General features: G+C 43.6%; 26 protein-coding genes. 13 read left to right on the top strand and 13 right to left on the bottom strand.

Going from position 1 to position 26,890, the window contains the following annotated elements:
* The first annotated feature begins 9 nt into the window (after window positions 1–9).
* From P0M11_RS07100 to P0M11_RS07115, 4 genes are read left to right on the top strand one after another with little or no spacing between them, the layout of a single operon-like run.
* Window positions 10–1,065 carry a DUF6263 family protein gene (locus P0M11_RS07100; protein WP_158063657.1) on the top strand — a complete coding sequence of 352 codons (1,056 nt, stop codon included), beginning with the start codon at window positions 10–12 and terminating at the stop codon, window positions 1,063–1,065.
* Window positions 1,066–1,071: 6 nt separating this feature from the next.
* On the top strand, window positions 1,072–1,284 hold the full coding sequence (locus P0M11_RS07105) for a hypothetical protein (RefSeq protein ID WP_275625056.1): 213 nt from the start codon (window positions 1,072–1,074) through the stop codon (window positions 1,282–1,284).
* Window positions 1,285–1,304: 20 nt separating this feature from the next.
* Window positions 1,305–3,857: a hypothetical protein gene (locus P0M11_RS07110; protein WP_275625057.1), complete on the top strand. Its 2,553-nt coding sequence runs from the start codon at window positions 1,305–1,307 to the stop codon at window positions 3,855–3,857.
* A gap of 3 nt (window positions 3,858–3,860) precedes the next feature.
* The gene (locus P0M11_RS07115; RefSeq protein WP_275625058.1) at window positions 3,861–5,174 is read left to right on the top strand and encodes a glycosyl transferase family 1; all 1,314 of its coding nucleotides are present in this window, start codon (window positions 3,861–3,863) and stop codon (window positions 5,172–5,174) included.
* Here P0M11_RS07115 and P0M11_RS07120 read toward each other — a convergent pair.
* From P0M11_RS07120 to P0M11_RS07130, 3 genes are all read right to left on the bottom strand, one after another.
* Window positions 5,167–5,817: a hypothetical protein gene (locus P0M11_RS07120; RefSeq protein WP_275625059.1), complete on the bottom strand. Its 651-nt coding sequence runs from the start codon at window positions 5,815–5,817 to the stop codon at window positions 5,167–5,169. The two genes, P0M11_RS07115 and P0M11_RS07120, sit on opposite strands and share 8 nt — an antisense overlap.
* Window positions 5,818–5,845: 28 nt before the next feature.
* Complete coding sequence (locus P0M11_RS07125; protein ID WP_275625060.1) at window positions 5,846–7,885, bottom strand: TonB-dependent receptor; 2,040 nt, start codon at window positions 7,883–7,885, stop codon at window positions 5,846–5,848.
* Window positions 7,886–8,129: 244 nt separating this feature from the next.
* Complete coding sequence (locus P0M11_RS07130) at window positions 8,130–9,803, bottom strand: glutamine--tRNA ligase/YqeY domain fusion protein (protein ID WP_275625337.1); 1,674 nt, start codon at window positions 9,801–9,803, stop codon at window positions 8,130–8,132.
* 200 nt (window positions 9,804–10,003) lie between these two features.
* Between P0M11_RS07130 and P0M11_RS07135 the strand changes: the two genes are divergently transcribed.
* From P0M11_RS07135 to P0M11_RS07160, 6 genes are all read left to right on the top strand, one after another.
* Window positions 10,004–10,993, top strand: a complete 990-nt coding sequence (locus P0M11_RS07135; RefSeq protein WP_275625061.1) for an SDR family oxidoreductase — start codon at window positions 10,004–10,006, stop codon at window positions 10,991–10,993.
* Window positions 10,959–11,780 (top strand): SDR family NAD(P)-dependent oxidoreductase, encoded by an 822-nt coding sequence (locus P0M11_RS07140; protein ID WP_275625062.1) that lies wholly within the window; start codon window positions 10,959–10,961, stop codon window positions 11,778–11,780. The genes P0M11_RS07135 and P0M11_RS07140 overlap by 35 nt, the downstream gene beginning before the upstream one ends.
* Window positions 11,781–11,861: 81 nt before the next feature.
* A complete protein-coding gene (locus P0M11_RS07145) occupies window positions 11,862–12,047 on the top strand; it encodes a hypothetical protein (RefSeq protein ID WP_158063649.1) in 186 nt (61 codons plus the stop codon).
* A gap of 15 nt (window positions 12,048–12,062) precedes the next feature.
* Complete coding sequence (locus tag P0M11_RS07150; RefSeq protein WP_275625063.1) at window positions 12,063–12,338, top strand: FUSC family protein; 276 nt, start codon at window positions 12,063–12,065, stop codon at window positions 12,336–12,338.
* A 301-nt stretch (window positions 12,339–12,639) separates the two neighbouring features.
* Window positions 12,640–13,857 (top strand): 3-oxoadipyl-CoA thiolase, encoded by a 1,218-nt coding sequence (gene pcaF, locus P0M11_RS07155; RefSeq protein WP_275625064.1) that lies wholly within the window; start codon window positions 12,640–12,642, stop codon window positions 13,855–13,857.
* 233 nt (window positions 13,858–14,090) lie between these two features.
* Window positions 14,091–14,417: a helix-turn-helix domain-containing protein gene (locus tag P0M11_RS07160; RefSeq protein WP_275625065.1), complete on the top strand. Its 327-nt coding sequence runs from the start codon at window positions 14,091–14,093 to the stop codon at window positions 14,415–14,417.
* A gap of 70 nt (window positions 14,418–14,487) precedes the next feature.
* On the opposite strand, the gene sucD is transcribed toward P0M11_RS07160, so the two are convergent.
* From sucD to P0M11_RS07210, 10 genes are all read right to left on the bottom strand, one after another.
* A complete protein-coding gene (gene sucD / locus P0M11_RS07165) occupies window positions 14,488–15,360 on the bottom strand; it encodes a succinate--CoA ligase subunit alpha (protein WP_181886479.1) in 873 nt (290 codons plus the stop codon).
* Between the two features lie 193 nt (window positions 15,361–15,553).
* Window positions 15,554–16,225 (bottom strand): GLPGLI family protein, encoded by a 672-nt coding sequence (locus P0M11_RS07170; protein WP_275625066.1) that lies wholly within the window; start codon window positions 16,223–16,225, stop codon window positions 15,554–15,556.
* A 269-nt stretch (window positions 16,226–16,494) separates the two neighbouring features.
* Window positions 16,495–17,055 carry a hypothetical protein gene (locus tag P0M11_RS07175; protein ID WP_275625067.1) on the bottom strand — a complete coding sequence of 187 codons (561 nt, stop codon included), beginning with the start codon at window positions 17,053–17,055 and terminating at the stop codon, window positions 16,495–16,497.
* A complete protein-coding gene (locus P0M11_RS07180) occupies window positions 17,055–17,957 on the bottom strand; it encodes an LpxD N-terminal domain-containing protein (RefSeq protein ID WP_275625068.1) in 903 nt (300 codons plus the stop codon). Before P0M11_RS07180 ends, P0M11_RS07175 begins: the two co-directional genes overlap by 1 nt.
* Window positions 17,958–18,005: 48 nt before the next feature.
* A complete protein-coding gene (efp, locus tag P0M11_RS07185) occupies window positions 18,006–18,569 on the bottom strand; it encodes an elongation factor P (RefSeq protein WP_275625069.1) in 564 nt (187 codons plus the stop codon).
* 48 nt (window positions 18,570–18,617) lie between these two features.
* On the bottom strand, window positions 18,618–18,971 hold the full coding sequence (locus P0M11_RS07190) for a hypothetical protein (RefSeq protein ID WP_275625070.1): 354 nt from the start codon (window positions 18,969–18,971) through the stop codon (window positions 18,618–18,620).
* 10 nt (window positions 18,972–18,981) lie between these two features.
* Window positions 18,982–19,770 carry an acyl-ACP--UDP-N-acetylglucosamine O-acyltransferase gene (lpxA, locus tag P0M11_RS07195; protein ID WP_158063641.1) on the bottom strand — a complete coding sequence of 263 codons (789 nt, stop codon included), beginning with the start codon at window positions 19,768–19,770 and terminating at the stop codon, window positions 18,982–18,984.
* The gene (locus P0M11_RS07200) at window positions 19,771–21,168 is read right to left on the bottom strand and encodes a bifunctional UDP-3-O-[3-hydroxymyristoyl] N-acetylglucosamine deacetylase/3-hydroxyacyl-ACP dehydratase (RefSeq protein WP_275625071.1); all 1,398 of its coding nucleotides are present in this window, start codon (window positions 21,166–21,168) and stop codon (window positions 19,771–19,773) included.
* The gene (gene lpxD, locus P0M11_RS07205; protein WP_275625072.1) at window positions 21,161–22,192 is read right to left on the bottom strand and encodes a UDP-3-O-(3-hydroxymyristoyl)glucosamine N-acyltransferase; all 1,032 of its coding nucleotides are present in this window, start codon (window positions 22,190–22,192) and stop codon (window positions 21,161–21,163) included. Before lpxD ends, P0M11_RS07200 begins: the two co-directional genes overlap by 8 nt.
* Window positions 22,193–22,249: 57 nt before the next feature.
* Window positions 22,250–23,461: an HD domain-containing protein gene (locus P0M11_RS07210; RefSeq protein ID WP_275625338.1), complete on the bottom strand. Its 1,212-nt coding sequence runs from the start codon at window positions 23,459–23,461 to the stop codon at window positions 22,250–22,252.
* Window positions 23,462–23,672: 211 nt separating this feature from the next.
* Here P0M11_RS07210 and P0M11_RS07215 point away from each other — a divergent pair, with 211 nt between their 5' ends.
* The 3 genes from P0M11_RS07215 to P0M11_RS07225 all read left to right on the top strand — a co-directional run bounded on the left by P0M11_RS07215 (window position 23,673) and on the right by P0M11_RS07225 (window position 26,768).
* The gene (locus P0M11_RS07215; RefSeq protein ID WP_275625073.1) at window positions 23,673–25,217 is read left to right on the top strand and encodes a PglZ domain-containing protein; all 1,545 of its coding nucleotides are present in this window, start codon (window positions 23,673–23,675) and stop codon (window positions 25,215–25,217) included.
* Between the two features lie 246 nt (window positions 25,218–25,463).
* Window positions 25,464–26,039, top strand: a complete 576-nt coding sequence (locus P0M11_RS07220) for a DUF1444 family protein (RefSeq protein ID WP_275625074.1) — start codon at window positions 25,464–25,466, stop codon at window positions 26,037–26,039.
* Window positions 26,040–26,201: 162 nt separating this feature from the next.
* Complete coding sequence (locus P0M11_RS07225) at window positions 26,202–26,768, top strand: hypothetical protein (protein WP_275625075.1); 567 nt, start codon at window positions 26,202–26,204, stop codon at window positions 26,766–26,768.
* The last annotated feature ends 122 nt before the right edge of the window (window positions 26,769–26,890 follow it).

A 26,890-nucleotide genomic window follows, 5' to 3' on the forward strand; every position in this document is an offset into this window, starting at 1 on the left:
ATCAATTATATGAAAAACATCGTAACCCTTGCGTTGATATCTGCAGCGCTGGTTGCCTGTAAAAAGGAAAGTAAGACCATCACAAAAATAGACCCCACAACCGGAGATACTGTTCGCATTGAGGTTAATGCAGAGGATTCTGCAAAAGTAGCAAAAGAAATGGCGGCTATGGCCGCGATAAAAGACTCAGCGGGTGTATTTACTCAGACTCTGAAACTGGAGCAGGGAAAAACGTATCCCTTCATCACCCAGCAAAAAGATGTTGCCACCACCACTCTGCCCGATGGGAAATCGCAAAGTATGACGCGTGAGAATACGGATGAAATTAACTTCACTGTAAACAGTTTCAAAGATAAGGTGTATGACCTCACCATAAATTTTGTTTCCAAAAAAACCTCGCAGTCCGCACAGGGCAAGACGCAGTCTGTGGATACCAAAGCGGCGGCACCGAAAGATGAAGCACTGAAAAACAGATGGGTAATAGACAAGGCCATGACTGGCAATAAACTCAACATGAAAATTGAAGAAAGCGGAAAGATCTTATCAATTACCGGCTTTGAACCTATCTACGCAAAATTCTCCACCACTGTGAACGGACTGACAAAGGATGCCAATGAAAGAAAGGCCATCCTGGAACAGCTTAAAGCTTCGTTCAATGAGGAAGTGCTTCGGGATCAGTTTTCGAAAAACATTTTCATCATGCCAAAAAAAGGCGCCAAAATCGGAGAAAAATGGACAGTTTCAGAAAACGCGTCACCAGATGGTAAAATTAAAATCGCGTCCCACTACACATTGAAAAGTGTGAAAGACGGTGTGGCTGAAATCACAGTTTCCGGCGGAATACCTAAGCAGCAGCAAAAGGAAACACAGGGCGGTATCACCCAATCGCTGAGCTCCGAACTATCACAGAACGGAACGTACCGCTTTGACGTTAACTCCGGTTGGATACTGGGTCAGAACATCAACGTGAAGACCGCTCAAAGCCAGACCTTCAGCGATGGCAAAAAGTCCGAAACCATGAAAAACACGACCAATTCCAATGTAATTGTAAATCCGGGTAAATAAAAGTTCATGAAATTCATTCTTTTAACGATACTAAGCACCATTATTATCTTTTTTGTGTGGAACATCATGAAAAAGATATTTTTCACCAAATTTTACGGTAACCTGCCGCCACGCCCGGATACTCATAACGCAAAAAGCGGCAAAGTTGAGCAGAAGGTAAAATGGGATGCCGAAACTGTTGATTATGAAGAGGTGAAAGATAAGGAATCAAACAACTGATTTATTGATAAATAGAGATAATGGCAAAGAATAAGAACCTCATTTACATTGCAGGCTGCCTGTTACTTTTCATCATACTTGGTTTTCTGTACGCCAATCCTGTAATTTCAGGCAAACAGCTGTTCCAGCATGATATTGTGCAGTATAAAGGCGGTGCCAAGGAACTGCTGGACCACCGCGAACAGCATGGCGAAGAAACCTACTGGAGCAACAGTATGTTTGGCGGGATGCCTACCTATCAGATGGGCTCGCAGTTCCGCGGAGACCTAATAAAGCAGGTGGATAATATTTTGATGTTCCTGCCCAAGCCGGTTAATTATCTCTTCCTTCTTTTTTCAGGGTTCTTCCTTTTGGGCATGGTTACGGTCCGCAACTGGAAATATGCGCTGCTGGGATCGCTGTTTTTTGGTCTTTCCACCTATTTCTACATTATTATTGCGGCCGGACATAACGGAAAAGTTCACACCATTGCCTATTTTGCGCCATTGCTGGCGGGTATCCTCCTCGTTTACATCCGGAGGAAATACATTTTAGGCTTTATTGTTACAGCTCTGTTTATGGGTCTTCAGATGGCTGCAAACCATCCCCAGATGACCTACTATCTGTTTATCGCTTTAGGCTTCCTCTTCCTTTCTGAACTTTTACGTGCAGCAATGGGGAAAACCGACTGGAGACATTTTGGAATTTCCACCGGTGTGTTGGCGCTCGCATTCGCGCTGGGCGTGGGAATGAATTCACAGCGGATCATGGCGAATGCTGAATACGTAACTGAAACCGTGAGGGGAAAACAGATCCTGACCAATGAAACGCATACGGCCGATAAGTCCGGGATGGACAAAGAAAGCATGCTGATGTGGAGCTACGGCAAACTGGAAACCTTTAACCTTTTCATTCCAAGGCTTATGGGCGGCGGAAGCAACGAAAAAGAAGGCGAAAAAATGATGGGCGACATCCAGCAACTTGTGCAGGAAAATGCCCGCTCGCAGGCCGAAGTAGATAATATTGTTAAAGGTTTGGCCAGTGCCACCTACTGGGGCGAGCAACCCGGTACTTCCGGCCCGGCCTATCAGGGTGCTATCGTAATTTTCCTGGCCATCCTTGGATTCTTCTTTGCGTGGAAAAAATACCGTTACTGGATACTGGGCGCTTCTGCGCTTACCATTATGCTGGCGTGGGGCAGTAACTTTATGATCCTGTCTGACCTGTTTATTGATTTTGTACCTTTTTATAACAAATTCCGGGCACCCTCTTCCATTCTGGTAGTGGTGGAACTTCTGTTTCCCCTGGTTGCGGTTATCGGCTTGTACAGATTTTACAAAGATGAAGAACTGGACGAAGACTATAAAAAGAAAATCCTTACCACTGTAAGTGGTGTGGTGCTGGGACTTCTTGCTTTGCTGTTGGTGTTCGGCAAATCCATCTTAGGTTTCCACACAGCCACCGAGAAAACATACCTCCCTCCCTATCTGCTGGATTATCTGGTTGATGAAAGATTCAAGATGTTCCGCACCGATGCCCTGAAAGCACTTCTATACGTTGGAATTTGCGCCGGAGTGCTGTTCCTTTCTTTAAAGAAAAAAATCGGCCAGAATATCGCACTGATTATCATCGGGGCCGTAAGTATGCTGGATCTGTGGAGCGTGAATACGCGCTACCTGAACGGTGAGAATTTTGTTGATGCGGCTTTCGCCGAAAATCCTTTCCAGACCGAAGTTTCTGAACTTATGGTTGAAAAAGTGGGCGATAACCGTGAGCTACAGTCGTTACTGATGAATGCGAACGTAAACAAAACCCTGGAAACCATCGCTGAACGGGACAAAGGACATTACAGAATTTACAACCAGACCATCAATCCATTCGGTGAAACCAACACCTCCTATTTCAAAGCCTCAGTTGGTGGCTATCATGCCGTAAAACTGCGCCGTTATGACGATTTGATTGGCGAATATTTCAGCAAAATGGATACGGTAAAGATTCCAAGGATCCTGAATATGCTCAACACCAAATATATGATCTTTGGTGATCCTCAAAACCCTGAAGCAGTTCCGAACCCGCAGGCCAACGGAAATGCCTGGTTTGTATCTGATGTAAAATTCGTGAATACTCCCAACGAGGAGATCAAGCTTATCGGTGAGGTAAATACGAAAGAGACTGCCATCGTTTCCTCTGCAGACCGTGAGTATTTTGACGGGAAACCAATAGCTGCCGACAGTACCGGCATCCTGAAACTGACCGGCTACCGTGCGAATGCACTGGAGTTCCGCACGGAAAGCAAGACGCCACAACTGGCGGTTTTCTCCGAGATCTACTACCCGAAAGGCTGGAAAATGTTCATTGACGAGAAAGAAGTTCCATACATCAAAGCCAATTACCTGCTGAGGGCGGTTTACGTTCCCGCCGGAGTTCATACAGTTCGTATGGTTTTTGAACCGGAAGTAATACAGACCGGAAAACTGTTTTCAATGATTTGTTTTGGAATATTCCTGCTGCTAAGTATAGGTGGTATTTACTTTCTTTTCAGAAATAAAAACAACGGCAATCCGGCAGACTACGTTAAGAATGTAAATCAGTAAACTTTGGCGTTAAAAAAGATTCTTATCATCACCTACTACTGGCCACCCGCGGGTGGTCCGGGTGTGCAGCGCTGGCTGAAATTCGCAAAATACTTACCTGAAAACGGCTGGACACCTACTGTTTTTACGCCTGATAATCCCAGCTATCCAATTGTTGATGATACATTGGAAAAGGAAGTTTCAAAGGATCTTCAGATTATAAAAACTAAAATCTGGGAACCTTACCAACTGGCTGAAATCTTCGGTAAGGAGAACAAAAAATTTAAAGCTGGCCAGTTCGATGTGGGTACAAACCAAAACTGGAAGTCCAGACTTTCCATCTGGGTCAGGGGAAATTTCTTTATTCCGGATGCCCGCGTTTTCTGGGTGAAACCTTCGGTGAAATACCTTAGGAAATATTTGGAGGAAAATGATTTTAACGCAATAGTGACCACCGGTCCCCCGCACTCACTGCACCTGATCGGACTCGAGCTCAAAAAAACATTTCCAAAACTGACCTGGATTGCCGATTTCCGCGACCCCTGGACCGAAATCTCCTATTACAGACATCTTAAACTTACCCCCGCAGCCGACAGGAAACACCGTAAACTGGAAAAACAGGTTTTTGAAGGAGCTGACATCATTTTGGCTACGAGTTATACCGATGCCGAAAATTTCAGAAAAAAAGGAGCCAATTCCTTCTGTATTACAAACGGTTTTGATGGGATGGCAACCAGTAACAGAGTACGCAACCAGAAATTCACACTGAGTTATATCGGTGTTTTGGAACAGTTGAGAAATCCTGAAATCCTGTGGGATGTGCTGGAGGATTTAATAAAAAATGATATGGAATTCCGAAGCAAATTTGAACTCAAATTTGTGGGCCGGATTGATGATAAGATACTCTCCCACATTGACACTCTGGAGCTTAATAAATATGTACGTAACCTTGGATATCTGAACCATGCTGCCTCCCAGAATGAAATGCAGTCATCCGACCTCTTGCTCATCACCAATTTTCCGGATGAGCAGTCGCGCGGTATAATTCCGGGTAAGATTTTTGAATATCTGGCAACAGGAAACAGCATACTTTCATTTGGACCAGAAAACAGCGATGTAATGAGTATCCTGAATGACACAGGCGCCGGCCGGCATTTTCCATACCATGTTACTCCATCGGAAATAAAACAGTTTATTTTATCTGAATTTAATAAATGGAAAGATAGTGATGAAGTCCCTGCGGAAAGCCGCGAAGTATCTAAATTCTCCAGGAAAAAACTTACTGAGCAACTGGCGAAACTGCTGGACAGTAGTGTTGGCGATCAACTTTCTAGATAGTCCACTCGTCATTAATAACAGCAACTACATAATATCTGCCGTTAAATTCCTCGAAGACCAGCCGCAGGGAATTCCAGTCCATGCCACCGTACTTTTCTGAGCCCTCTATATAATTTTCAGTAAAGGGAAGCTCAGGATAAATATCTTTCAGGTTATTCAGTGAGTTACCGGTTCCGCGAAAAGTATTTTCATAAAATTTTGCCGAGGCGAAATCACGCTTATATACCCACTTTTCGAGGTAAGATTTCAGCAAAGTTACATACAGTTCACCTGTACCGTCTTTTTCACCGAAAGTAAACTTCACTTCAGAGTTTATATATCTTCGGTAATCGCTCAAGCTGAAGATCTTGTCTTTATCGGGCTTTACATAGGCGTACATGGAAAACCTCACCCCTTTTTCAGGATGGATAAATGAGCTGAGTTCCCAATATTTTTTCTGCTGAAGTAATTCAAGAAACCGTTCGTTTGTCTTTCTAACGGAAAGTTTTTCCGAAACCGCCACTATTTTTTCTGAGCTGAACTGAAGGGTATCTGTTTTTACGACGGCTGAGTCATGAACGGAATGGCCCGTTGAAGATTCTGTACTGTCTTTTCCGCAGCTGAGCAAAGTGATGCAGGCAATTATGGGCAGGAGTTTTTTCATAATGCTGAGCATGCAAAAACCATGGCAATCAGAAACGGAAACGTATGCCGGCCAACACATTCCTTTTAGCTGCCGGATTGTAAAAACGGTTGCCAAAGGCATTGATATCATGGCCCAGACTGTAAGATTTATTGTAAAGGTTCATGACTGAAAGACTCAACTCCGCCTTAAAAACCGTGTTACTCCATGGGTAACTTACAGTAATATTTGAAATAAGAGAAGGTTCAGAAAAAACGGTATTGCTGTCATTAAGTGCGATTTCAGAAGTGTAGAAGTGGGCCAAATCAATACCAAGGTTTCGGGCAAACTTCAATGTTAACAGACTTTGCAATGTTTCCATGGGTACGCCGGTGAGTTTGTTGCCGGAATAATCGTTTTCATTCTGTTTGTAGTCTATAAAACGGAAATCATAAAAACTGCCGGCCAGCCAAAACTTAACAGATTTTAAAAACGGAGTATTCATTTGAAACGGCTTAGTTTCAAGCACCGCTTCCAGACCCTTTTGCGAGGTAGAACCCGCATTGATGAAATATTCCTGTCCACCTCCGGTCTGGCGCCGCACAATGGCATCTTTCAGACGAAAATCAAAGATGCCTGCTTCCAGATAAAGACTGTTTCCAAACTGTTTGCGCATTCCAACCTCCACGTTCCAGCCATATTCCGCCGCCAGATCTGAATTATACTGCTGGGCCGAAGACCTCAGCTCTTCTATGGTGGGTGCCGAGTTGCCCTTGCTGACTTTGGCCCGAACAGTCCAATCCGGCATTATGAGATAAGCTATTCCGAGGCTCGGAAGAAATTCATTCTTCAATTGTCTGCTGGCTGATACCGTTTCCGGTAAAATCCCTTGCCAACGGTATTGTGTCATGTTGAAGCTCAGTGAAGCATCTATAAAAAAACGGTCGGACAACTCTGCTTTCTGACTTAGGTAGATAAAGCCGCTCCGCGCAAAAATATCATCAAAGTTTTGAGCAGCGCCGGGAACTCCCGCTTCATTGTCAAAATTTCTGATCACTGATTTACTCCCACCACCTTCCGCACCCAACCTTGTCTGAAAAAAGTTCGCGCCAGCAGATGTTTCAAAATTCAGATACGTCCGGAAAGCCAGATTCCTTTCGTAACGTTGCTCATGATTGGTAATGAATGGATTCTTAAAATCATTGTAAGAACCCTGAACCGCCATGAAATGGCTGATCTTGGGTGTTATCCGGTAGCGATGGGAAATTCCTGTGAGGACCATATTATTATATATACCCGCCATCTGATCCACAGCGCCCGGCAGGGTTGCGGTACCGGGTCTTGCCTGGCGGCTGTCCGTGGTCATCTGTTCCAGTGTAAGACCCCCCGGGGTTTCATAATGCAGGTTTGAACTCAGCAGCATAAGACCAATGCTTCCTTTGCCTGAATAGCTGAACCTGTCTGTAAGATAGATTACCTTTCTTTCCAGAGCCGACTGTTCCCGGTAGGACTGGGTGGTCTGGTAGGCGCTAAATAACTGATAAGTGTGTTTCCCGAATTCACCGGCAAACCGCAGAGTTCCTTTAAAATTATTAAATTCGCCACCGGAAATCCGAGCGCTTTTATCACTTTTCCCCTGCGTGTTTAACTGTACAGTGCCACCTGTGACAGAACCAAATTCGCCGCCTTCCGGACCTTTATATACCTCAATTCTGCTTATCATTTCCGGATCAAGGACGTTCAGGTAGGTATTACCACTTACATCGGTGAGAAGGAATTCTTCCAGATATACCTTTACATTGCGTACACCAAAGGGGGACCGTAATGAACTGCCGCGAACCGAAAGACGGTAACTGCCGGGCGAGCGCTCCTCCATACGGGCACCGGGAAGCAGGTTAACAGCCTCCATCAGCCGGTCGGGCGCATTTTGATTAAGGAAATTCTGCCCCGCGACGGAAACTGATTTTGTGGACGCGAGAAGTGCAACCGGTTTACGGTAAGCCTCAATACTTACTTCAGATATCAACTGTGCAGAATCACGGCTTTGTGCGCCCAGGGCAGATGAAAAAGCCGTACACAAAGCCACGGTAGAGGTGAAAATTTTATTCATGAAAATAGGTTACAGATTCAGGATAACATCCTTAACATATCGTTCTTAAAAATTTAAAGTAATACAATTTGGGCTTGATTAGGAAATTACTATCTTTATACCACAAAAACATACGATTATGAAAAATTTAATTTACACAAAAATCCGCGTTGGCTATAGGCTGATGTTCAGAAAATTACGGCAGCAGCTTTTCGTAAGAGGCACCGTTTAATACTAAAAAACTCCGGAAAATCCGGAGTTTTTTTTATGAAGGTTTATAACCGTCCTTTAAGGTAACCGTACGGTTGAAGACCAGTCGTTCAGCCGAAGAATCTCTGTCTTTGGTGAAATATCCAATTCGCTGGAACTGATATGGCTGTCCCGTCTGCGCCTCCTTGAGGCTCGGCTCCGCAAAACCCTCTACAATTTTAAGACTGTCAGGATTTACGAATTCCATAAAATCCGATTCTTTTTCTGCATCCGGCTGTGGCACCGTAAACAGCCTGTCGAAGATACGGACTTCAATTGGCAAAGCATGCTTCGCCGACACCCAGTGAAGCGTTCCCTTCACTTTCCTAAGGCTTTCCTCAGTGCCGCTGCCAGACTTACTTTGTGGATCATACGAAGCGTAAATTGTGGTAATTTCACGATTTTCAGCTTTATCCACACGCTCAGCTTTTATGATATAAGCGGATTTTAAGCGTACTTCACCTCCAAGCTTGAGTCTGAAGAATTTCTTATTGGCTTCTTCCTGAAAATCTTCGCGTTCGATATATAATTCCCTGGCGAAAGGTATCTGGCGTGTGCCGGCATCTTCCTGCTCAGGATTGTTTTCTGTTTCCAGCCATTCTTCACCGTCTTCCGGATAATTTTCAATTATAAGTTTCACCGGATCAACAACAGCCATCACGCGGGTAGCAACTTTATTAAGGTCTTCACGTACGGAAAATTCCAGAAGTTGGATATCTATCAGGTTCTCTCTTTTGGCCACACCCACCCTTTCAATGAAATTCCTGATGGAAGCCGGCGTATACCCCAGCCTGCGCATACCCGAAATTGTAGGCATCCGTGCGTCGTCCCAACCGGTAACCACATTTTCCGCAACCAAACGCTGGAGTTTCCTTTTTGACGTTATCATGTACGATACATTCATACGTGCAAACTCCCGCTGCTTGTTCCGGACCGTATTTTTCTCATAAACCTGATCCAGATACCAATCATAAAGCGGCCGGTGGTTTTCGAACTCCAGTGAGCACAGTGAATGGGAGATCTGTTCTATATAATCAGATTCACCGTGAGCCCAGTCATACATGGGATAAATTTTCCATTTATCACCTGTTCTGTGGTGCGGACGCTTCAGGATGCGGTACATAACGGGATCACGCATATTCATATTGGGCGATTTCATATCGATCTTTGCGCGCAGTGACATGGCTCCTTCGTCAAACTCACCGTTTTTCATACGCGCGAAAAGGTCCAGGCTCTCTTCGGCCGGACGGTTGCGGAACGGAGATTCTATTCCGTCTTCAAAAGGATTTTTACGCTGCGCAGTAATATCCTCTGATGATTGTTCATCCACATAAGCCTTGCCCTCTCTAATCATCTGAACAGCCCACTCATAAAGCTGATCAAAATAATCTGAGGCATAAAGTTCCTTATCGTATTTAAATCCTAACCAGTCAATATCTGCCTTTATAGCATCTACAAATTCCTGTTCCTCTTTTTCCGGGTTGGTATCGTCAAATCTAAGGTTAACGGGCGCATTGTATTTTTCGCCCAACCCGAAATTGATGCATATGGCTTTTGTGTGTCCCACGTGCAGATAGCCGTTGGGTTCCGGCGGGAAGCGGAACCTCAGTTTTTCTTTCGGCAGACCGTTGGCCAGATCCTCTTCTATAATTTGCTCAATAAAGTTCAGCGGTTTTTTTTCTTCGTCCATGGATATGATTGTTCCCACAAATTTAAGCAAAAAAAGGGTTTATAAAACAGTCCCACATATGAAGTACCAGCTGCTTTCAACAGATCATTCAGCTAATTCTTATCCTGACATAATATGGGATGACCAAAAAATAATAAATAGCAGTCTACTGATACAAAAGGTGCAATTTTTCGTACTTTGAGCCAGCAAAAAATAAATACATGAAAATTTTCATGACCGGGGCTACCGGTTATATAGGTTCGTACATAAAATCAATGCTGTTGGAAAAAGGCTTCACAGTGCATGCACTCTGCAGGAATCCAAATGATTTGGAAAACCACACAAACCTTGTTAAATTTATAGGCGACATTACTGATCCTGCCGCTATAGCAGAGGCTATGCAAGGCTGTACCCGAGTTTACCATCTGGCCGCCTACGCGAAACCGTGGGCAAAAGACCCGGAAATTTATTACAGAGTAAATCTGGAAGCGGTACGCCATATTCTGGACACAGCACAGAATCTGGGTATTGGGCGTATAGTTTTTACCTCCACAGCAGGGGTACTGGGTCCGTCGGGCAACCGGCCTGTCCGGGAAAATGATGACAGGATAGGTGAAGTGATGAACGAGTATGAAGACTCCAAAACGCAGGCAGAGGAATTGTGCCTCCGTTATGTGGAAGAGAGAGACATGGATATCATCATTGTAAATCCGCCCAGGATTTACGGTCCGGGTGTCGATCAGGAAAGTAATTCGATAACCAGAATGCTGAAACTTTTCGCTGCAGGAAAATGGAGGATCATTCCCGGCGACGGTGAAGGCATTGGCAGCTATGTGCACGTGGAAGATGTGGCCAGAGGTCACCTATTGGCCATGGAACACGGCCGGAAAGGGCACCGCTACCTGCTGTCAGGTGATAACCTTACATATAACGACTTTTTCAGAATTATGAAGAAAATAACAGGCAAGGATCACCGGCTTTTTAAGGTACCGCTTCCCCTCATGTTACTTGGTGGACACCTGATGGTATTACGTGAGAAACTAACAGGCACACCACCGGCAATAACACCGAAATGGATCAGGAAATACAGCTATAATTACGCACTTGACGCTTCAAAAGCGCAGACTGAACTGGGTTACACATACCGTAACTTTGAAGAAGGATTAAAACAAACCTATGAAACAATCAGGAACGATGACTACAGACCGTAAATTCACACTGATAACGGGAGGCAGTTCAGGTATTGGTGCCGCCTTTGCCCGGGAACTCGCATCCCGCGGACATCATTTGCTGATTGTGGCACTTCCGGATGAAACACTTCATGCCTTCGGCCTGGAAATCCGGAAACATTATGCCGTAGACTGTTACACCTTGGGCGTGGACCTTTCCGAAGAAAGTGCACCTGCGATGGTAGAAGAATGGGTACAGACAAATGGTTTCTGCATTAGTATCCTCATTAATAATGCAGGCATAGGCTCAAAGGAAATATTTGAAAACCTGCCGGCAGAATTTTACAGGAAGCAACTGATGGTAAATGTGGTAAACACTACAATAATCACACGGCTGCTTCTAAACAATCTTAAAACCAATGGGCAGTCTTATATTTTAAACATGGGCAGTCTCGGTGGTTTCTTCTGCATTCCGGAGAAGGTAAGTTATGTAGCTTCCAAGGCTTTTATCCATTCCTTCAGCAATTCCCTGCGGTGCGAACTGAAGGGTTCGGGTGTACACGTGGTTCTGGTTTGTCCAGGTGGTGTTACAAGTAATCCTAATTCCACACAGATTATTTCTGAGATGAAGGGCCTGGCGCGAAAATCCGCCTTTGATCCTGAGAAACTGGCCAGGCTAACGATTGACCGCATGTTCCGAAACGATACAACAATAATCCCCGGATTGCTCAATAGGTCCTTTTTACATGCAAGCCGTTTTGTTCCGCCATTTCTGAAATCACTTGTCATTAACCGTCAGTTCACAAGGAAAAGCCGGTATGGCGCCTAAATAACGTTGGACAGGTTTTGCTGAATATTAGAAACAGTATTTTGAGCAGAGCCATTCAACATAAATCTGTAATTTTATGTGATGAAGGTTTATTATAACGGCATATTTGGTCAGCAGGACATTAAACTGGTCCGCGATATCATCAACATAGTGACCCTGGACGAAATGTTTTCGCTGATCGGCTATTCTATCTCCGCTCATGCGCACAGAAACCTGTTTCAGATCTTCGCTGGAGGAAGTCCGGCAAAAGACGGCCGCAACATTTAAGGAAGACCTTTCCGCATGACCAGCTTCAGGTACGTGAGAAAAGAGGTGTTTTCACCTACTTCAATCTATATCCTGCGGTTCATCACCGGCTTCAGCGCAGGATATTTTTTAATGCTTACTTTTCCACGTTTCGACCTGTTTTGGGCACTCCTTTCCATCGTGCTGGTTATATCGCCTGAAGGTAAAGATACACCGAGGCTGTCATTAGAGAGGGTGAAAGCTAACCTGATTGGTGCCTTCTCAGGTTTTTTGCCTGTTTATCTTCCATTTGGCACTTATTACAAGGTTTAGCCCTCCTGTGCCGCATTTTCAATCTCCTTTCTGTCGCCCGCACTGCCGTGGTTGCTATAATCATCATCCTAATTGAGAAGCCGAATGAAGGTTTCATGGCACCAATAGACCGATTCCTCAGCGTACTTGCAGGCTGCGTTATTGGCCTTCTTATCACGCTGATAACAGCCTATATCATTAAGTTGGCGTACAAACGCCTGCTGCTCATTGAATATAAACTCTTAAGATAGCGGCAATTAAGTGCACCAGAAGAAAAATTTAAAAATCCGTATCTTTTAAACCTCAAAAAAAGACCTGTAAAATGAATAGAGAAGCATATATAATAGACGGTACCCGAAGCGCGATCGGAAATTTCAAGGGCAGCCTTGCACCTGTTAGGACTGATGATTTAATGGCATCCGTAATTAAAGGTTTAATGGCGAAAAATCCGGGGTTGCCGGCGGATAAAATTGACGATGTTATTATAGGCTGTGCCAATCAGGCCGGTGAGGACAACCGGAATATCGCCAGGATGTCACTGCTTTTAGCAGGCCTACCGGTTACAGTTCCGGGTGAAACCGTAAACAGGCTGTGTGCATCCGGCATGAGTGCCGTGGTACAGGCGATGAGAGCCATACGTTCCGGTGAGGGTGATGTATTCATCGCCGGTGGTGTAGAAGGGATGTCGCGTGCCCCTTTTGTACTTTCAAAAGCTGAAGGTTCTTTTGCCACTGACCAGAAAATGTACGATTCCAGTTTCGGCTGGAGATTTATCAATCCGGAGATGGCTAAGCTTTTCGGTACAGAAGCTATGGGTAAAACTGCTGAAAACCTGGCAGAAATGTATGGTATCTCCAGAGAAGAGCAGGACCAGTTTGCGCTGAATTCTCAGATGAAAGCCACTAAAGCGCGCGAAAGCGGAAGGTTGGCAGAAGAGATTACAGACATCATAATTCCGCAGCGCAAAGGCGAACCTGTAGTTGTAAATACGGATGAATTCATCAAGCCAAATACCACCCTTGAAGTTCTGGCCAAACTGAAACCTGCTTTTGTGAAAGAAAACGGTTCTGTGACCGCCGGAAATGCCTCCGGCCTGAATGATGGTGCTGCGGCGGTACTCATCGCTTCCGGCCAAGCTACCCGCAACTATGGCCTTAACCCACTGGCGAGAATTGTAAGTTCGGCCGTGGTAGGTGTGGAGCCGCGCATTATGGGAATTGGCCCCGTGGAGGCTACCAAACTGGCATTGAAAAGAGCGGGCCTGACCCTGGAAGACATTGACCTTATTGAACTGAATGAAGCTTTCGCTGCACAGAGCATTGCCTGCCTGAAGGAACTGGGAATCGCAAATGATGATCCAAGAGTGAACGTGAATGGAGGCGCCATCGCTCTGGGCCATCCCCTGGGCATGAGCGGAGCGCGGATCACCTACTCCGCGGCACTGGAACTAAACAAAACCGGCAAGAAATACGCACTGGCCACCATGTGTATCGGTGTTGGACAGGGGTATGCTGTAATACTGGAAAACGTAAATGTTTAAAAATAACCGAATTAACTAGTAAGTAAGGTGCGGAATTTTCTGCACCTTTTTTCATAAAAATATTCTACTGTAGTATAAAAAGTTTCTACTGTGTATATCATTAATCAGCGTAACATTCCCATTGAACTATGCACTTGGGTGGATCTATATTGACCGCCACTCTGTATTTTCAGTTAGATAAATTTAGCTAATGACTGCAAAATTTCTTAGCTTTACTTTACTAACCGCTGATTATGAAGAATTACCGTTCGCTTTGCCCGCTGGCCAGGGGCCTTGATGTATTTGGAGACAAATGGACCCTGCTCATTCTGCGCGACATTGCATTTTACGGTAAGACAACCTTTGGCGAACTTTCCAAGATGGAAGAAGGAATTGCGTCCAATACTCTGGCACAACGGCTGGAGAAGCTGGTAAACCTGGAACTTCTGACCAAGACAAACAGTGAGACCAATAAGCTGATTTATCATTACCGCATCACAGAAAAAGGCCTTGACCTAATTCCTGTACTCCAGAATATCCTGCAGTGGAGCGAGAAGCATCTTTTTGAACGTATGACTTAGCCTTACTGATTTCCTTAAAAAAAAAGACCGCTCCCAGAGGAACAGTCTTTATATTTATAAGTGAAGTTTATTAACCCAACACTTTAGCTACTGTAACACCGATATCTGCAGGAGAATCTACCACATTAATTCCGTTTTCACGCATAATGGCCATTTTAGCCTGTGCAGTATCTTCGTCACCACCAACAATCGCACCTGCGTGGCCCATTGTTCTACCCTTAGGAGCAGTTTGACCTGCGATGAAACCTACAACCGGCTTCGTGGAGCCGCTTGCTTTGTACCATCTGGCAGCTTCAGCTTCCAGGTTACCGCCAATTTCACCGATCATAACCACCGCTTCAGTTTCAGGATCGTTAATGAAAAGTTCCAGCGCTTCTCGCGTAGTTGTTCCGATGATGGGGTCACCACCGATACCGATAGCTGTAGATACACCGTAACCGGCTTTCACTACCTGGTCAGCAGCTTCATAAGTAAGCGTTCCGGACTTGGAAACGATTCCTACTTTTCCTTTCTTGAAAACGAAACCTGGCATAATACCGATCTTAGCTTCATCTGAAGTGATGATTCCGGGGCAGTTAGGCCCGATCAGACGACAGTCTTTATCAGCAAGGTAAGATTTTACTTTCACCATATCAGCAACAGGAATACCCTCAGTAATACAAACGATCACTTTAATACCTGCCTCAGCAGCTTCCATAATCGCATCAGCAGCAAACGCCGGCGGTACAAAGATGATGGATACATCAGCACCTGCTTTCTCTACAGTTTCGGCAACGGTATTAAAAACCGGTTTTCCCAAATGCTCAGAACCACCTTTACCCGGAGTAACGCCGCCAACCACGTTGGTTCCGTACTCAATCATCTGTTGTGCATGGAAAGTCCCTTCATTCCCTGTAAAGCCCTGTACGATTACTTTAGAATCTTTGTTTACTAATACTGACATGTTATATTGTTTAATATTTTTGAATTAATAATAGGTGCACAAATTTAATTAATTTTTACCGATTTAGTTTCATTTAATATAAAAAATACGGCTTTCCGGTACTGTAATGGCTGGAAGATTTTCAACAAACATCGAAACATGAAAATGGCCGGAATTTTTTCCGACCATAGCTTTGCAAGTGCCGATTTTAATATTATTCCCATTCATATTTCTTTTCGGTGCCTAACCTGTTATTTGTTTCTATTCGGGTGCCGGGAGGCAGGTTGCTGTTCAACTTTTTCAATTCAAAATTATTTCTGGATTCTTTTGCCTCAACAAATTTTCTCATTGTAATTTTAGTTATTTCGCTGAAAACAGGATTGTAGTTGATTTCTTTTGATGAGTTTATTTCAATCTTCTCTGCTTTCCACATGTTTGAGTTGCTGTTATCTTCCCTGATATCCAGAATTAATCCCGGTAATCCGTAGAATTTATAAGGTCCGGCTGAGTACTTTAAATCCGCAGCAAAATAGGCTGTAAACTTACTGCCTCTAATGGTAGCGGTAGCCTTAATGCATCTGTAGCCTGCAATTTTCCTGGTATTTGATTCATCAATCTGCCATTTTACAGCAGGAACTTCATCATAGATAAAATATTCGTCATCATCAATTCGGCCCGTCAGAAAAAATTCTCTGTTAACTTTTGCATCAATTTTCGATATGAAGTAATTCTTCTTTGGGGCTTTATTACTTTTCTTTATGGTAGACGTCGTCCCCATAGTATTAAAACTAATAATTGAGTCCTGAAGTGAAATTACAGAATTATCTCTTATATACAGATCTTCAGATAATGTGGCGATGGGAGACCGCACATGTAGATATTTCACATGAATTTATTTGGGAAAATCCATGTGAAATAGTGAGTAAAAACACGATAAGTGTTAATGAAAATTTAGTCATCTAAAACTCAGAAGTTAAATAAAACCCTCCTTTCTAAGGACGAATATATAAAACTTGCCTTGTTTTAGGTACATTGTTTATAAAAACTTTTAAGACTGAAAATCAAACAGCCTCAATAAATTGTGGTTGCATAAATCTGCTCAAACAACAAAAGAAATACTAAATAGGTCGTTAAAAAAAATTAACTGAGTTTTATTTAATCTTCTTCGTATTTTTTTAATATCTGAATTATACCCTCTTTATTAAGATAAGTGCTCTCTATCTGAGTAATAAGTTCAGGTTTACTTTCGGTTAACTTAGCAAGTTGTTTCTTGACACCGGTAAAAGCTCCCTGTGTTACCTTCTCATTTCTTTCATTTATGAAGATATCATCTATTATTATTGACCCATCATATGCATTCCGACTAAATTGCCGATGCCATTTAATTTTTCCATCATAAACCAATTCGGTTAAAGACCTCCTGTCTCCTGATATATTTATAAACTTTCTTTGAGCTCCTTGCAAGTCAACAAAAGTAAGTTCTTTAACATTTACAACAGTTATCGGAAATTTTTTACCATTTTCCTGAACTATTAATAGTCTTGAATTAACACTTAATTCATTCAATAACTTAGGTGAAAACATGTTTGTAACAACCTTTATTTTCACTTGCGATGTATGATTGTTAAATGTCATTAGTTGTGCATCGATAACGTTCTTTTGTCCTGCAGCAAAAAATGAAAGTAATAAAAACAAAACAGTAAAATTCTTGATCATCACTTTAAGTTTTTAATCTTTACCTCTTTCCTTAAATACTGCCTGAACTCCTCGGCCAGCGGTCCGAAATACGTTCCTTTCGGCAGGTCCCGGTTCACACCGGATTTTGCGAGCAGCACTGTGCCGGAGGCCACACGTACGCCGGAGGCCATACCTACCTGACCCCAAATAGTGACATCGTCTTCGATGATGCAGCAACCCGCAATCCCGGTTTGTGAGGCCATCAGGACCCTTTTTCCAATCACCGTATCGTGACCGATCTGGATCTGATTGTCAAGCACCGAACCTTCACCTATGATGGTAGAATCTGTAACTCCGCGGTCAATACTGCAGTTGTTACCGATTTCAACGCGGTCTTCGATTATCACATTACCTACCGATATCAGCCGGTCGTAATTACCGTTCAGCTTCCTGTAATAAAAAGCGTCCCCGCCCAGGACTGTGTTGGCCTGTATAATTACATTATCGCCGATAACAGTGCGGTCGCCAATGACTACATTTGGATATATTATGCAGTTTTTGCCGATCCTGATCTCATTTCCAAGGACTGCGGAAGGGTGAATCCGTGTACCCTCGCCTACCTCAATATCGTGAAGTTCTTCCTGAAAATTAGAGATCTTCGTAAAATGCGTATTGATTACATTGAAATCCCGAAACGGATCGTCTGAAATCAGCAGAACCTTTCCCGGTGGGCATTCTACCTCTTTATCAATAAGGATAACGGTTGCAGGCGAACTGAGTGCCGCATCGTAATATTTAGGATGGTTCACGAAAACGATCTCACCGTTTTTCACACGGTGAATCTCGTTGGTCCCGTACACTGCAAAGTCCGCATTGCCCACCATTCGGGCGCCGGTTAGCCTTGCAATATCTCCTAAAGTCTGAGGTTTGTTAAATGTCATTTATCAATTTTGACTTTGAATCCGGCAAATCTTAAAACGCTAAAACAGTTACTTTACGCGCTCCAGGTACGTACCATCTTCGGTATTCACTTTAATTTTGTCGCCTGCTTCAATGAAAAGCGGTACCATAACGCGTGCACCGGTTTCCACGATGGCGTTTTTCAGTGCGTTGGTGGCGGTATTTCCTTTTACACCTGGATCAGCTTCCACTACATCCAGGAAAACGGTTGGAGGGATTTCGGCGGAAAGTGGAGTCTCATCAGCATCTTTAAGGATGATGGTTACCTCCTCTCCTGCTTTCATGAACTGCGCGTTCTCGATCATTTCCTTATCCAGGTAAATCTGCGCAAAATCGTCATTATTCATAAAGTGGTAGCCGTTATCGTCTTCATACAGATACTGGAATTTACGGGTAATCACCTTCACTTCGTCAATCTTATGTCCTGCGGAAAAAGTGTTTTCAAGAACTTTACCGTTGGTTACGGACTTCATTTTAGTCCTAACGAAGGCCGGACCTTTACCTGGTTTAACATGCAGAAATTCAATGATTTTAAAGATATCGTTACTGAATTCAATGCACATTCCTTTTTTAATATCGTTGCTTGTTGCCATTAATTATTTAGTTTGTAAATTATTGTACTTCTTGGTGGTGTGGACTGATTATTTGTCCAAAATCTGTATTTGGAGAAGCTGTCGTGCGGCAGGCACGTGTTCAACTGTTGCTCTGTTAGGGAAAGCCGGCATAAAATTATCAATATGCTCGCCAACAAACAGACCGCGGTTCAGGGTGTTAAAGTTGTAGGTATTGCGGTTAAGTTCAGAAACATTTAAATTGATTTCGGAAACATAAAATGAACTGAAATTGCTTTCACTAAAGTTTTTTTTCGCAAAGTGTAAAACAGAATTCACATTTTTCTTCGCCAGCGAATCGTTTGCCGCCTGAGTCACTAAAGACAACTGCTGCGAAAAAGCGATAACCGGTAAAAAGAATAAAATAAATGCTGCTGTTTTCATTGGTATAATGCTATTCCTTGCCGGTGCCGTATCCTTTCACAATACCGCGTGGCGAATTTTTTATGAACTCCAGAATCTCATCACGCTCCACGGTGGGCAGCATTTCTTTTTCGATAAGACTTACAGCCTGTGAGACATTCATCTTCATCTGGTAGAGATAACGGTAAATTTTCTGGATTTCAAATATCTTTTCATTGGTAAATCCCCGTCTTCTGAGTCCTACTGAGTTGATACCGGCATAAGACATAGGCTCGCGTGCCACCTTGATGTACGAAGGAATATCCTTACGCACCAAAGTACCTCCGGAAATCATGACATGCTTGCCTACTTTCCCGAACTGGTGAATGGCCGAAAGTCCTCCAACAACAGTATGGTCACCGATTTCCACATGCCCGGCAATACCGCAGCCGTTTACGATGATCACATTATTACCGATAATGCAGTCATGGGCGATATGAGAAGTGGCCATAATCAGACAGTCATTACCTAATTTGGTATAGCCCAGTGCCTTGGTACCACGGTTTATAGTTACCGATTCACGGATGGTAGTACCGTCGCCGATGATTACCTGAGTATCCTCACCATCAAATTTAAGATCCTGAGGCACAGCGGCAATTACCGTTCCGGGGAAAATACGGCAGTTTTTGCCGATTCGTGCGCCATCCATAATGGTCACATTGGGTCCAATCCAGGTGCCTTCACCAATTTCCACATCCGCGGCTATAGTGGTGAACGGTTCTACAATCACATTTTTCTTAATTCTTGCGCGCTTATCTACGGCTGCTAACTGGTGAATCATCTATGCGGGAGTATTTTTGGCGACCTGTGCCATTAGTTCTGCTTCCACCACAATGCTGTCGCCCACATAGCCAAAGCCCTGCATATGCACGATGCCACGTCTTATAGGAGAAATAAGTTCAATCTTGAAGATAATGGTATCGCCGGGAATTACTTTCTTCTTGAATTTCACCTTATCAATCTTGATGAAATAGGTTGAATAGTTCTCAGGATCGGGAACGCTGGCAAGTACCAGGATACCGCCGGTCTGCGCCAGAGCTTCCACCTGAAGTACACCGGGCATTACAGGTTCCTTAGGGAAATGTCCAACGAAAAACTGCTCGTTGAAGGTTACATTCTTCAAACCTACAACATGAGTATCTGAAAGCTCCAGAACCTTGTCGATAAGCAGAAACGGATAGCGGTGAGGCATCAGTTTCATAATACCGTTGATGTCGAAAACCGGTGGTTTATGGATATCGAAATCCGGCACGTTTTTCTTGCGCTGCAACTTCCACTGACGGTTCAGCTTCTTGGCAAACTGCGTATTAACGAAATGTCCGGGCTTATTGGCGATCACTTTACCTTTCAGTTTTACACCTACCAGAGCCAGATCACCGATTACGTCCAGCAGCTTGTGTCTGGCCGCCTCATTGGGGTGGTTCAGGGTCAGGTTATCCAGTATTCCGTTCGGGCGGATGGAAATATCGTCTTTATTAAAGGCTTTTTTCAGTTTGTCTGCTGTTTCCGGAGTAAGTTCCTTGTCCACATAGACAATGGCATTGGAGATGTCGCCGCCTTTAATGAGTCCGGCATCAAGCAGCATTTCCAGCTCATGCAGGAAACTGAATGTCCGGCTGCTGGCTATTTCATCTTTAAAATCGGAGATATCCTTTAGTGTCGCGTTTTGGGTTCCCAATACCTTGGTACCGAAATCCACCATGGTTGTTACTTCATAATTGTCGGCGGGAATCATGGTAATTTCGGAACCGGTTGCAGGATCCACATAGGAAATAACCTCCTTTATCACCAGGTATTCACGTATTGCCGTCTGCTCCTCAACACCTGCTTTTTCAATGGCTTCAACAAAAAACCTGGACGAACCGTCCATGATGGGCGGCTCGGCACTGTCCATTTCCAGGATGGCATTATCTATGTCGCAACCTACCAGAGCTGCAAGTACATGTTCGCAGGTATGGATACGCACACCCAACTTTTCCAGTGTTGTACCGCGGTCTGTAGTAGTAACGTGGTTCACATCGGCTTCCACATGCGGGTGCCCTTCCAGGTCGGTGCGTACAAAAACAAAACCGGTGTTTTCTTTTGCCGGTTTAATGGTAAGAGTTACTTCCTTGCCTGTATGTAATCCCTTTCCGGACAGAGAAACCTCCTCTTTAAGGGTTTTTTGCATATCACTCATTGGACTGTTCTTTTGAGTTATTTTCAAGTTTATTAATTCGTTTTATAATATCGGTAAAATTGCGGAAGTGTACATAATTCCGGCGGTAATCGCCGGCATTGATGGCCGGGGAGCCATAAAGAACTTCACCGTCCTTTACATTGGAGTTCACCCCGCTTTGCGCCTGCACTTTCACCTTATTTCCAATATTGATATGACCAACAATCCCTACCTGGCCTCCAATCATGTTCCAGTCGCCAATGGTGGTGGATCCGGCGATACCGGCCTGAGCGGCAATCACGTTGTTTTTTCCGATATTCACATTGTGGGCAATCTGGATCAGGTTATCGATCTTGGTACCGCGACCGATGATGGTAGAACCGATGGTGCCGCGGTCTATGGAACAGTTGGAGCCTATTTCCACATCGTCTTCAATGACCACATTGCCGAGTTGGGGAATTTTTGAATAGCCTTTAGCTGATGGTTGAAAACCAAAACCATCGCTGCCAATTACAGAATTAGCATGAATGGTGCAGTTATCGCCCACAACAGAATAATCGTAAATGCGGACACCACTGTCTATCCGGCAGTTTTCGCCGATCTTTACATTCTTGCCTATATACACCTGAGGATGAATCTGAGACCCCTTCCCGATCCGGGCTTTTTCTGAGATGTAAGTAAAGGAACCTACATAAACATCCTCGCCGATCACCGCAGTTTCGTGTATGTTGGACCCCTGTTCAATACCGGTTTTACGTGCGCGCATCTGATCATAGATGTTCATCAGGACCTGAAAAGAAAGGTATGCATCCTCTACCGCTATAATTGTGGGACTGTACTTCTTATCCGAAAGCAGCCGTTCTGAAACGACCAGGACCGAACATGCAGTGCTTTCCAGATACGGTGCAAACCTCTCCTGCGCCACAAAGGACAGATGCCCTTTTTCACCGCGCTCAATGGGAGACACACCGGAAATCAGTGCATTTTCGTCGCCGATAATTTTTCCGTCTATAAAACCTGCAATCTGGGAGGCTGTAAATTCCATATCGTGCAAAGATAATAAAATCCCGAAAAGGCTGCTGTTCCGAACTTAAATATTTAACTACAGTCCGCGCGGAAAGGAAAGGATGTAACGCGTACTGGGCTCTACAATAAATGAAGAAAGGATCTGTCCTTCAAATTCGTTCAGGAGCACTTTCCCGCCGGACTTCCCTAGCAGATAGATGGGCTGTTTCACCGGATTGTAAGGCAGAAGGTTCCTTGAAATCTGATGCACCACTTTATCTCCGCAATCAATACCCAGACTGCTGTTGGCAGCCTTAACTTTTTCGTCAATAAAATCCTGGGAAAAAGGTGTGGAAGAGATGATGGTTTTAGGAAATTTACGCTTCATAAGTGCCGTGCAATAATAGGACAGCACATAATCATCGGCATCCTGCCAAAGCTTCATGGCGGCAATCAGATCTGTATCGTCCAGCTCGGTAAAACGGGCAATATCTTCATCGGTCGCGCTCTCAAATTCGTTTTTATAGAGGAAGTAAGCAAGATTGGCTGAGGCGGGTAACTTCACTCCTTCCAGCACCAGCTGTTTTGCACGCTGCATGATTTTCACCAGCAGGAATTCGGCCAGCGCCGAGGTTTTATGATAGTACACCTGCCAGTACATAAACATGCGGGCCGTAAGGTAATTTTCAATGGAATAAATCCCTTTGTCGTCAATCACCAGTTCATCATCTGCCACATTCATCATTGATATGATTCTCTGTGTGTTCACATTACCTTCAGAAACGCCGGTGTAAAAACTGTCACGTTTCAGATAGTCCAGCCTGTCCACATCAAGCTGCGAGGAAATCAGCTGGTTAAAGAACCGGCGGTGATAATTGCCTTTAAACATCTCAATGGCTGTGTCCAGCTGTCCGCCTAATTCTGAATTCAGCTTTTCCATGAGTAAAAGCGAGAGCTTCTCATGGTGCCAGTTGTCCATAAGCATACTTTCCAGGGCGTGCGAAAAGGGTCCGTGCCCGATGTCGTGCATCAGGATAGCTGCCATGGCCGACTGTTCTTCTTCCTTTGAGATTTGCACGCCCTTCAGCTTTAAGGTTTCCAAAGCGGTAAACATTAAATGCATGGCACCAATAGCGTGATGAAAGCGCGTGTGGGTGGCGCCGGGAAATATCAGGTTCAGAAGTCCGGTCTGCGAAATCCGGCGCAGGCGCTGCAGGTAAGGATGTTCAATGATATCAAACAGAAGTTCGTAAGGAATTTTTATAAATCCGTGTACCGGATCGTTGATGATTTTAAGTTTGTTCTGCATGAAGCCGGGAAATGAAAGCTTCAAAGTTAGCGATTTACAATCAGAGCGCTTCCATACAGAGCCGTATTTCTGACTGTGAACCACATTAACTGAACTTTAACGTTTTAGCCTTTAAAATTGGGCAAAACTTATGAAGCTTTGGTCGTATTTTTGACGCTATAAATTCAATACTAATGCCGGTTTCCGGCTTCAAATAAACTTACCCAATTTTATGTCAGGAAAAATACTATGGATTGATGATGAAGTGGACTTGCTGAAACCCCATATTGTCTTTTTAGAGAATAAGGGTTACAGCGTGACTCCTGTGAACAATGTGAATGACGCCTTAGAGCTTATAGACGCCGATAATTTCGCCCTTACTTTTTTAGATGAGAACATGCCCGGAATTTCAGGGCTGGAAGCCATCCCCATGATCAAGGCGCGGGACAACGCGATTAAGATCGTTATGGTAACCAAAAGTGAAGAAGAGCATATTATGGAAGAAGCCATAGGCTCGCAGATTGCAGATTATATCCTGAAACCTGTAAACCCCAGCCAGATCCTGCTCTCGCTTAAAAAAAACCTCCAGGAAGATGAACTGGTGGAACAGCGCACGATCCAAAGCTATCAGCAGGACTTCCGCCAGCTCTCAATGGAACTTTCCTATGTAAGAACCTACGAAGAATGGGCCGAATATTATAAGAAAATCCTGAACTGGGAAATCCGCTTCGACAAGGTGGCCGATAATGAATTTGCCGACCTGCTGCAGAGCCAGAAAGAGGAAGCCAATATCCAGTTCGGCAAATTTATCGAGAACAATTATGAAGAGTGGCTGCACGGTGCCGACAAGCCGATGATGAGTCACACAGTGTTCAAGGAGAAAGTGAAGTCTGAGCTGGAAAAGGACAAAGTCCTGCTGCTGATGATCGATAACCTGCGCTACGACCAGTGGAAAATGATTGAACCCCTCTTCACCAAGTTCTATAACAAAACCTCCGAGGATTATTATTACAGCATCCTTCCCACGGCTACGCAGTACGCCCGGAATTCATTTTTTGCGGGCCAGCTGCCCTCCGAGATTGAAAAGCGCTTTCCGGACAAGTGGTTCAACGATAATGAGGACGGCAACAAGAACGAATACGAACGCGAGTTCCTGGAAGACCAGATGAAACGTCTGGGCCTTTCGTCAAAATCAATGAAATACCTGAAGATCCTGAACTCGGATTTTGAGAAGAAGGTGCTGGAGGAATTCAATCAGCATAAGAACAACGACCTTTTGGTGATTGTATACAATTTCATCGATATCCTGAGTCACGCAAAAACCGACAACCACATCATCAACCAGCTCATCCGTGACGACAAGACCTTCCGTTCGCTTACCTACAACTGGTTTGAGAACTCCTCCTTGCTTAAGATCGTGAAACTGGCGGCCGAGAGCGGCTTTAAACTCGTAATCACAACCGACCACGGCACCATTTATGTGAAAAAGCCGAGCAAAGTAGTTGGCGACAGGGAAACCTCGACCAATATCCGCTACAAGACCGGGAAAAGCCTGACGTATGAGGACAATGACGTTTGGGCCATCAGCAATCCGGAGAAACTCTTCCTGCCGAAGGGAAACCTGAGCTCCAAGTATATTTTTGCGAAGAACAATATGTTTCTGGCTTATCCGAAGAACTATAACCATTACGTGAACTACTATAAAGACACGTACCAGCATGGCGGCATTTCACTGGAGGAGTGTATTGTACCGTTCAGCATATTGGAGCCCAAATAATTTTTTTTCATAGTTTATTTGATTTTTGGGCTCTGGGCGGAGGAAGTTTTTACTTCTTCCGCTTTTTTGTTTTGCGAAAGCAACAGGAGATGCAGCGCGGTGAAGAAATTATTTTATATTTGGTAAAAAAAGTATGACGATAGTCATACATATCTCCCGCCCAGTGGTTGTATATGTATGATTTTGTAATACATATATACAAGTTATGGGCAAGGCTAATACGACACAAACGACAATGGCAGCAATATGAATTTTGACGAAATAAAAGACAAAATATACCCTTGGATAAAGGTCGTTTACGAGCCTGACGAAGAAGTTCCTAATTCGACCCAGGAAATAGAACTTAAAGACGAAGAACAACCTATTATGCAAAATTGGCTTGGAAACTTGGCAATCTTTTATGCGGTTGACGAAGGTGAACAATTCAGCCTAATATTAAAAAGAGACTTGCCTCAAAATATATCAATTGAAGACCTTCACGAAATTGCAACAACAAATCTAGACAGAGATATTGAGTTTACTTTTAACGAAACCGGTTTTGGCGGACACGGCTTAATTGCGGGTGGAGACCACGAGACTGGCTCCTTGACATTGACAGGGATTTGGGAGTGGTGTGCCGACCAAATTAAAGACAATTTAATTGTTGCAGTTCCAGCAAAAGACTTGATAATGATGGTGCCAGAAAATGACAAAGTGAAAGTAAATTCACTTAAAAACTTTGTGACAGAAATATTCAAGGAAGGTGAAAGACTTCTGACAAAACAATTATATCGTTTCGACAAATTAAATAATAAATGGACACTATGGGGACAAGCGGACTGAAAAGAAGCCCAGCCCATAACAGCACATTGGCAATAGGCGGGGTTTCGTCTCCGCTTGACAGTTTTGTGGTTACAGAAAGTTCAGTTCTCCGAACAAACTTCTGTGCTGAGAAGCCCGCCAATCGCCAATCTGCCAAACCGTTACTGCAACTACCCAAAAAATTTGACACAAAAAGAAATTATGAAGAAATGTAGATTTATTATCCTTGTTCTAATTACACTTATTAGTTGCGAATCAGATGCAGAAAAATTTGATAATGAAATAAAAAGTAAAATACATCTAAAGCAAAACGAAAAATTAATTTATTTTGAAAAAATCAAAAGTGATTCTATAAGTCTTCGTCAGATTGACAATTTTATTGCAAACAATGCATACCAAGCTTTAATTCATATTAATAAGGAACAAAATAGAATTGGTTCTGACATCAAGAACATGGACACAGCTAAAACGGTTGAAGCGATAAAAAATTTTCAAAGAGACTTTAATTATAAAATGAAAACAGTTTCTGATAGTTTTCAATATTACAACAAAATTTTAGATGCAAGTATTGATAGCAGGAAAAGTCAAAGGAAAGTAATCAAAATAATTGATTGCAAATATATTATACAAAACGAAAACACCAAAGAAAAAACAGATCTTAGAACGACTGTATTTATTGATGGAGAAAAAGTTTTTTTGCATCCTCAAGCATTTTTCAATTATAAAGCAAAAAAAATTAACGAAAAATAGCTACCGCCAATAACCATGATTGTATTGTCCGCAGGACACGAAATCGAAGATTCACCGAAGGTAAACCGAAGTTTCGCCGGAGGCAAATGAATTAACAATCATCAATTCCATTAAAAATATAA

The organism is Kaistella sp. PBT33-4 (genome assembly GCF_029194425.1).
Lineage (GTDB): Bacteria > Bacteroidota > Bacteroidia > Flavobacteriales > Weeksellaceae > Marnyiella.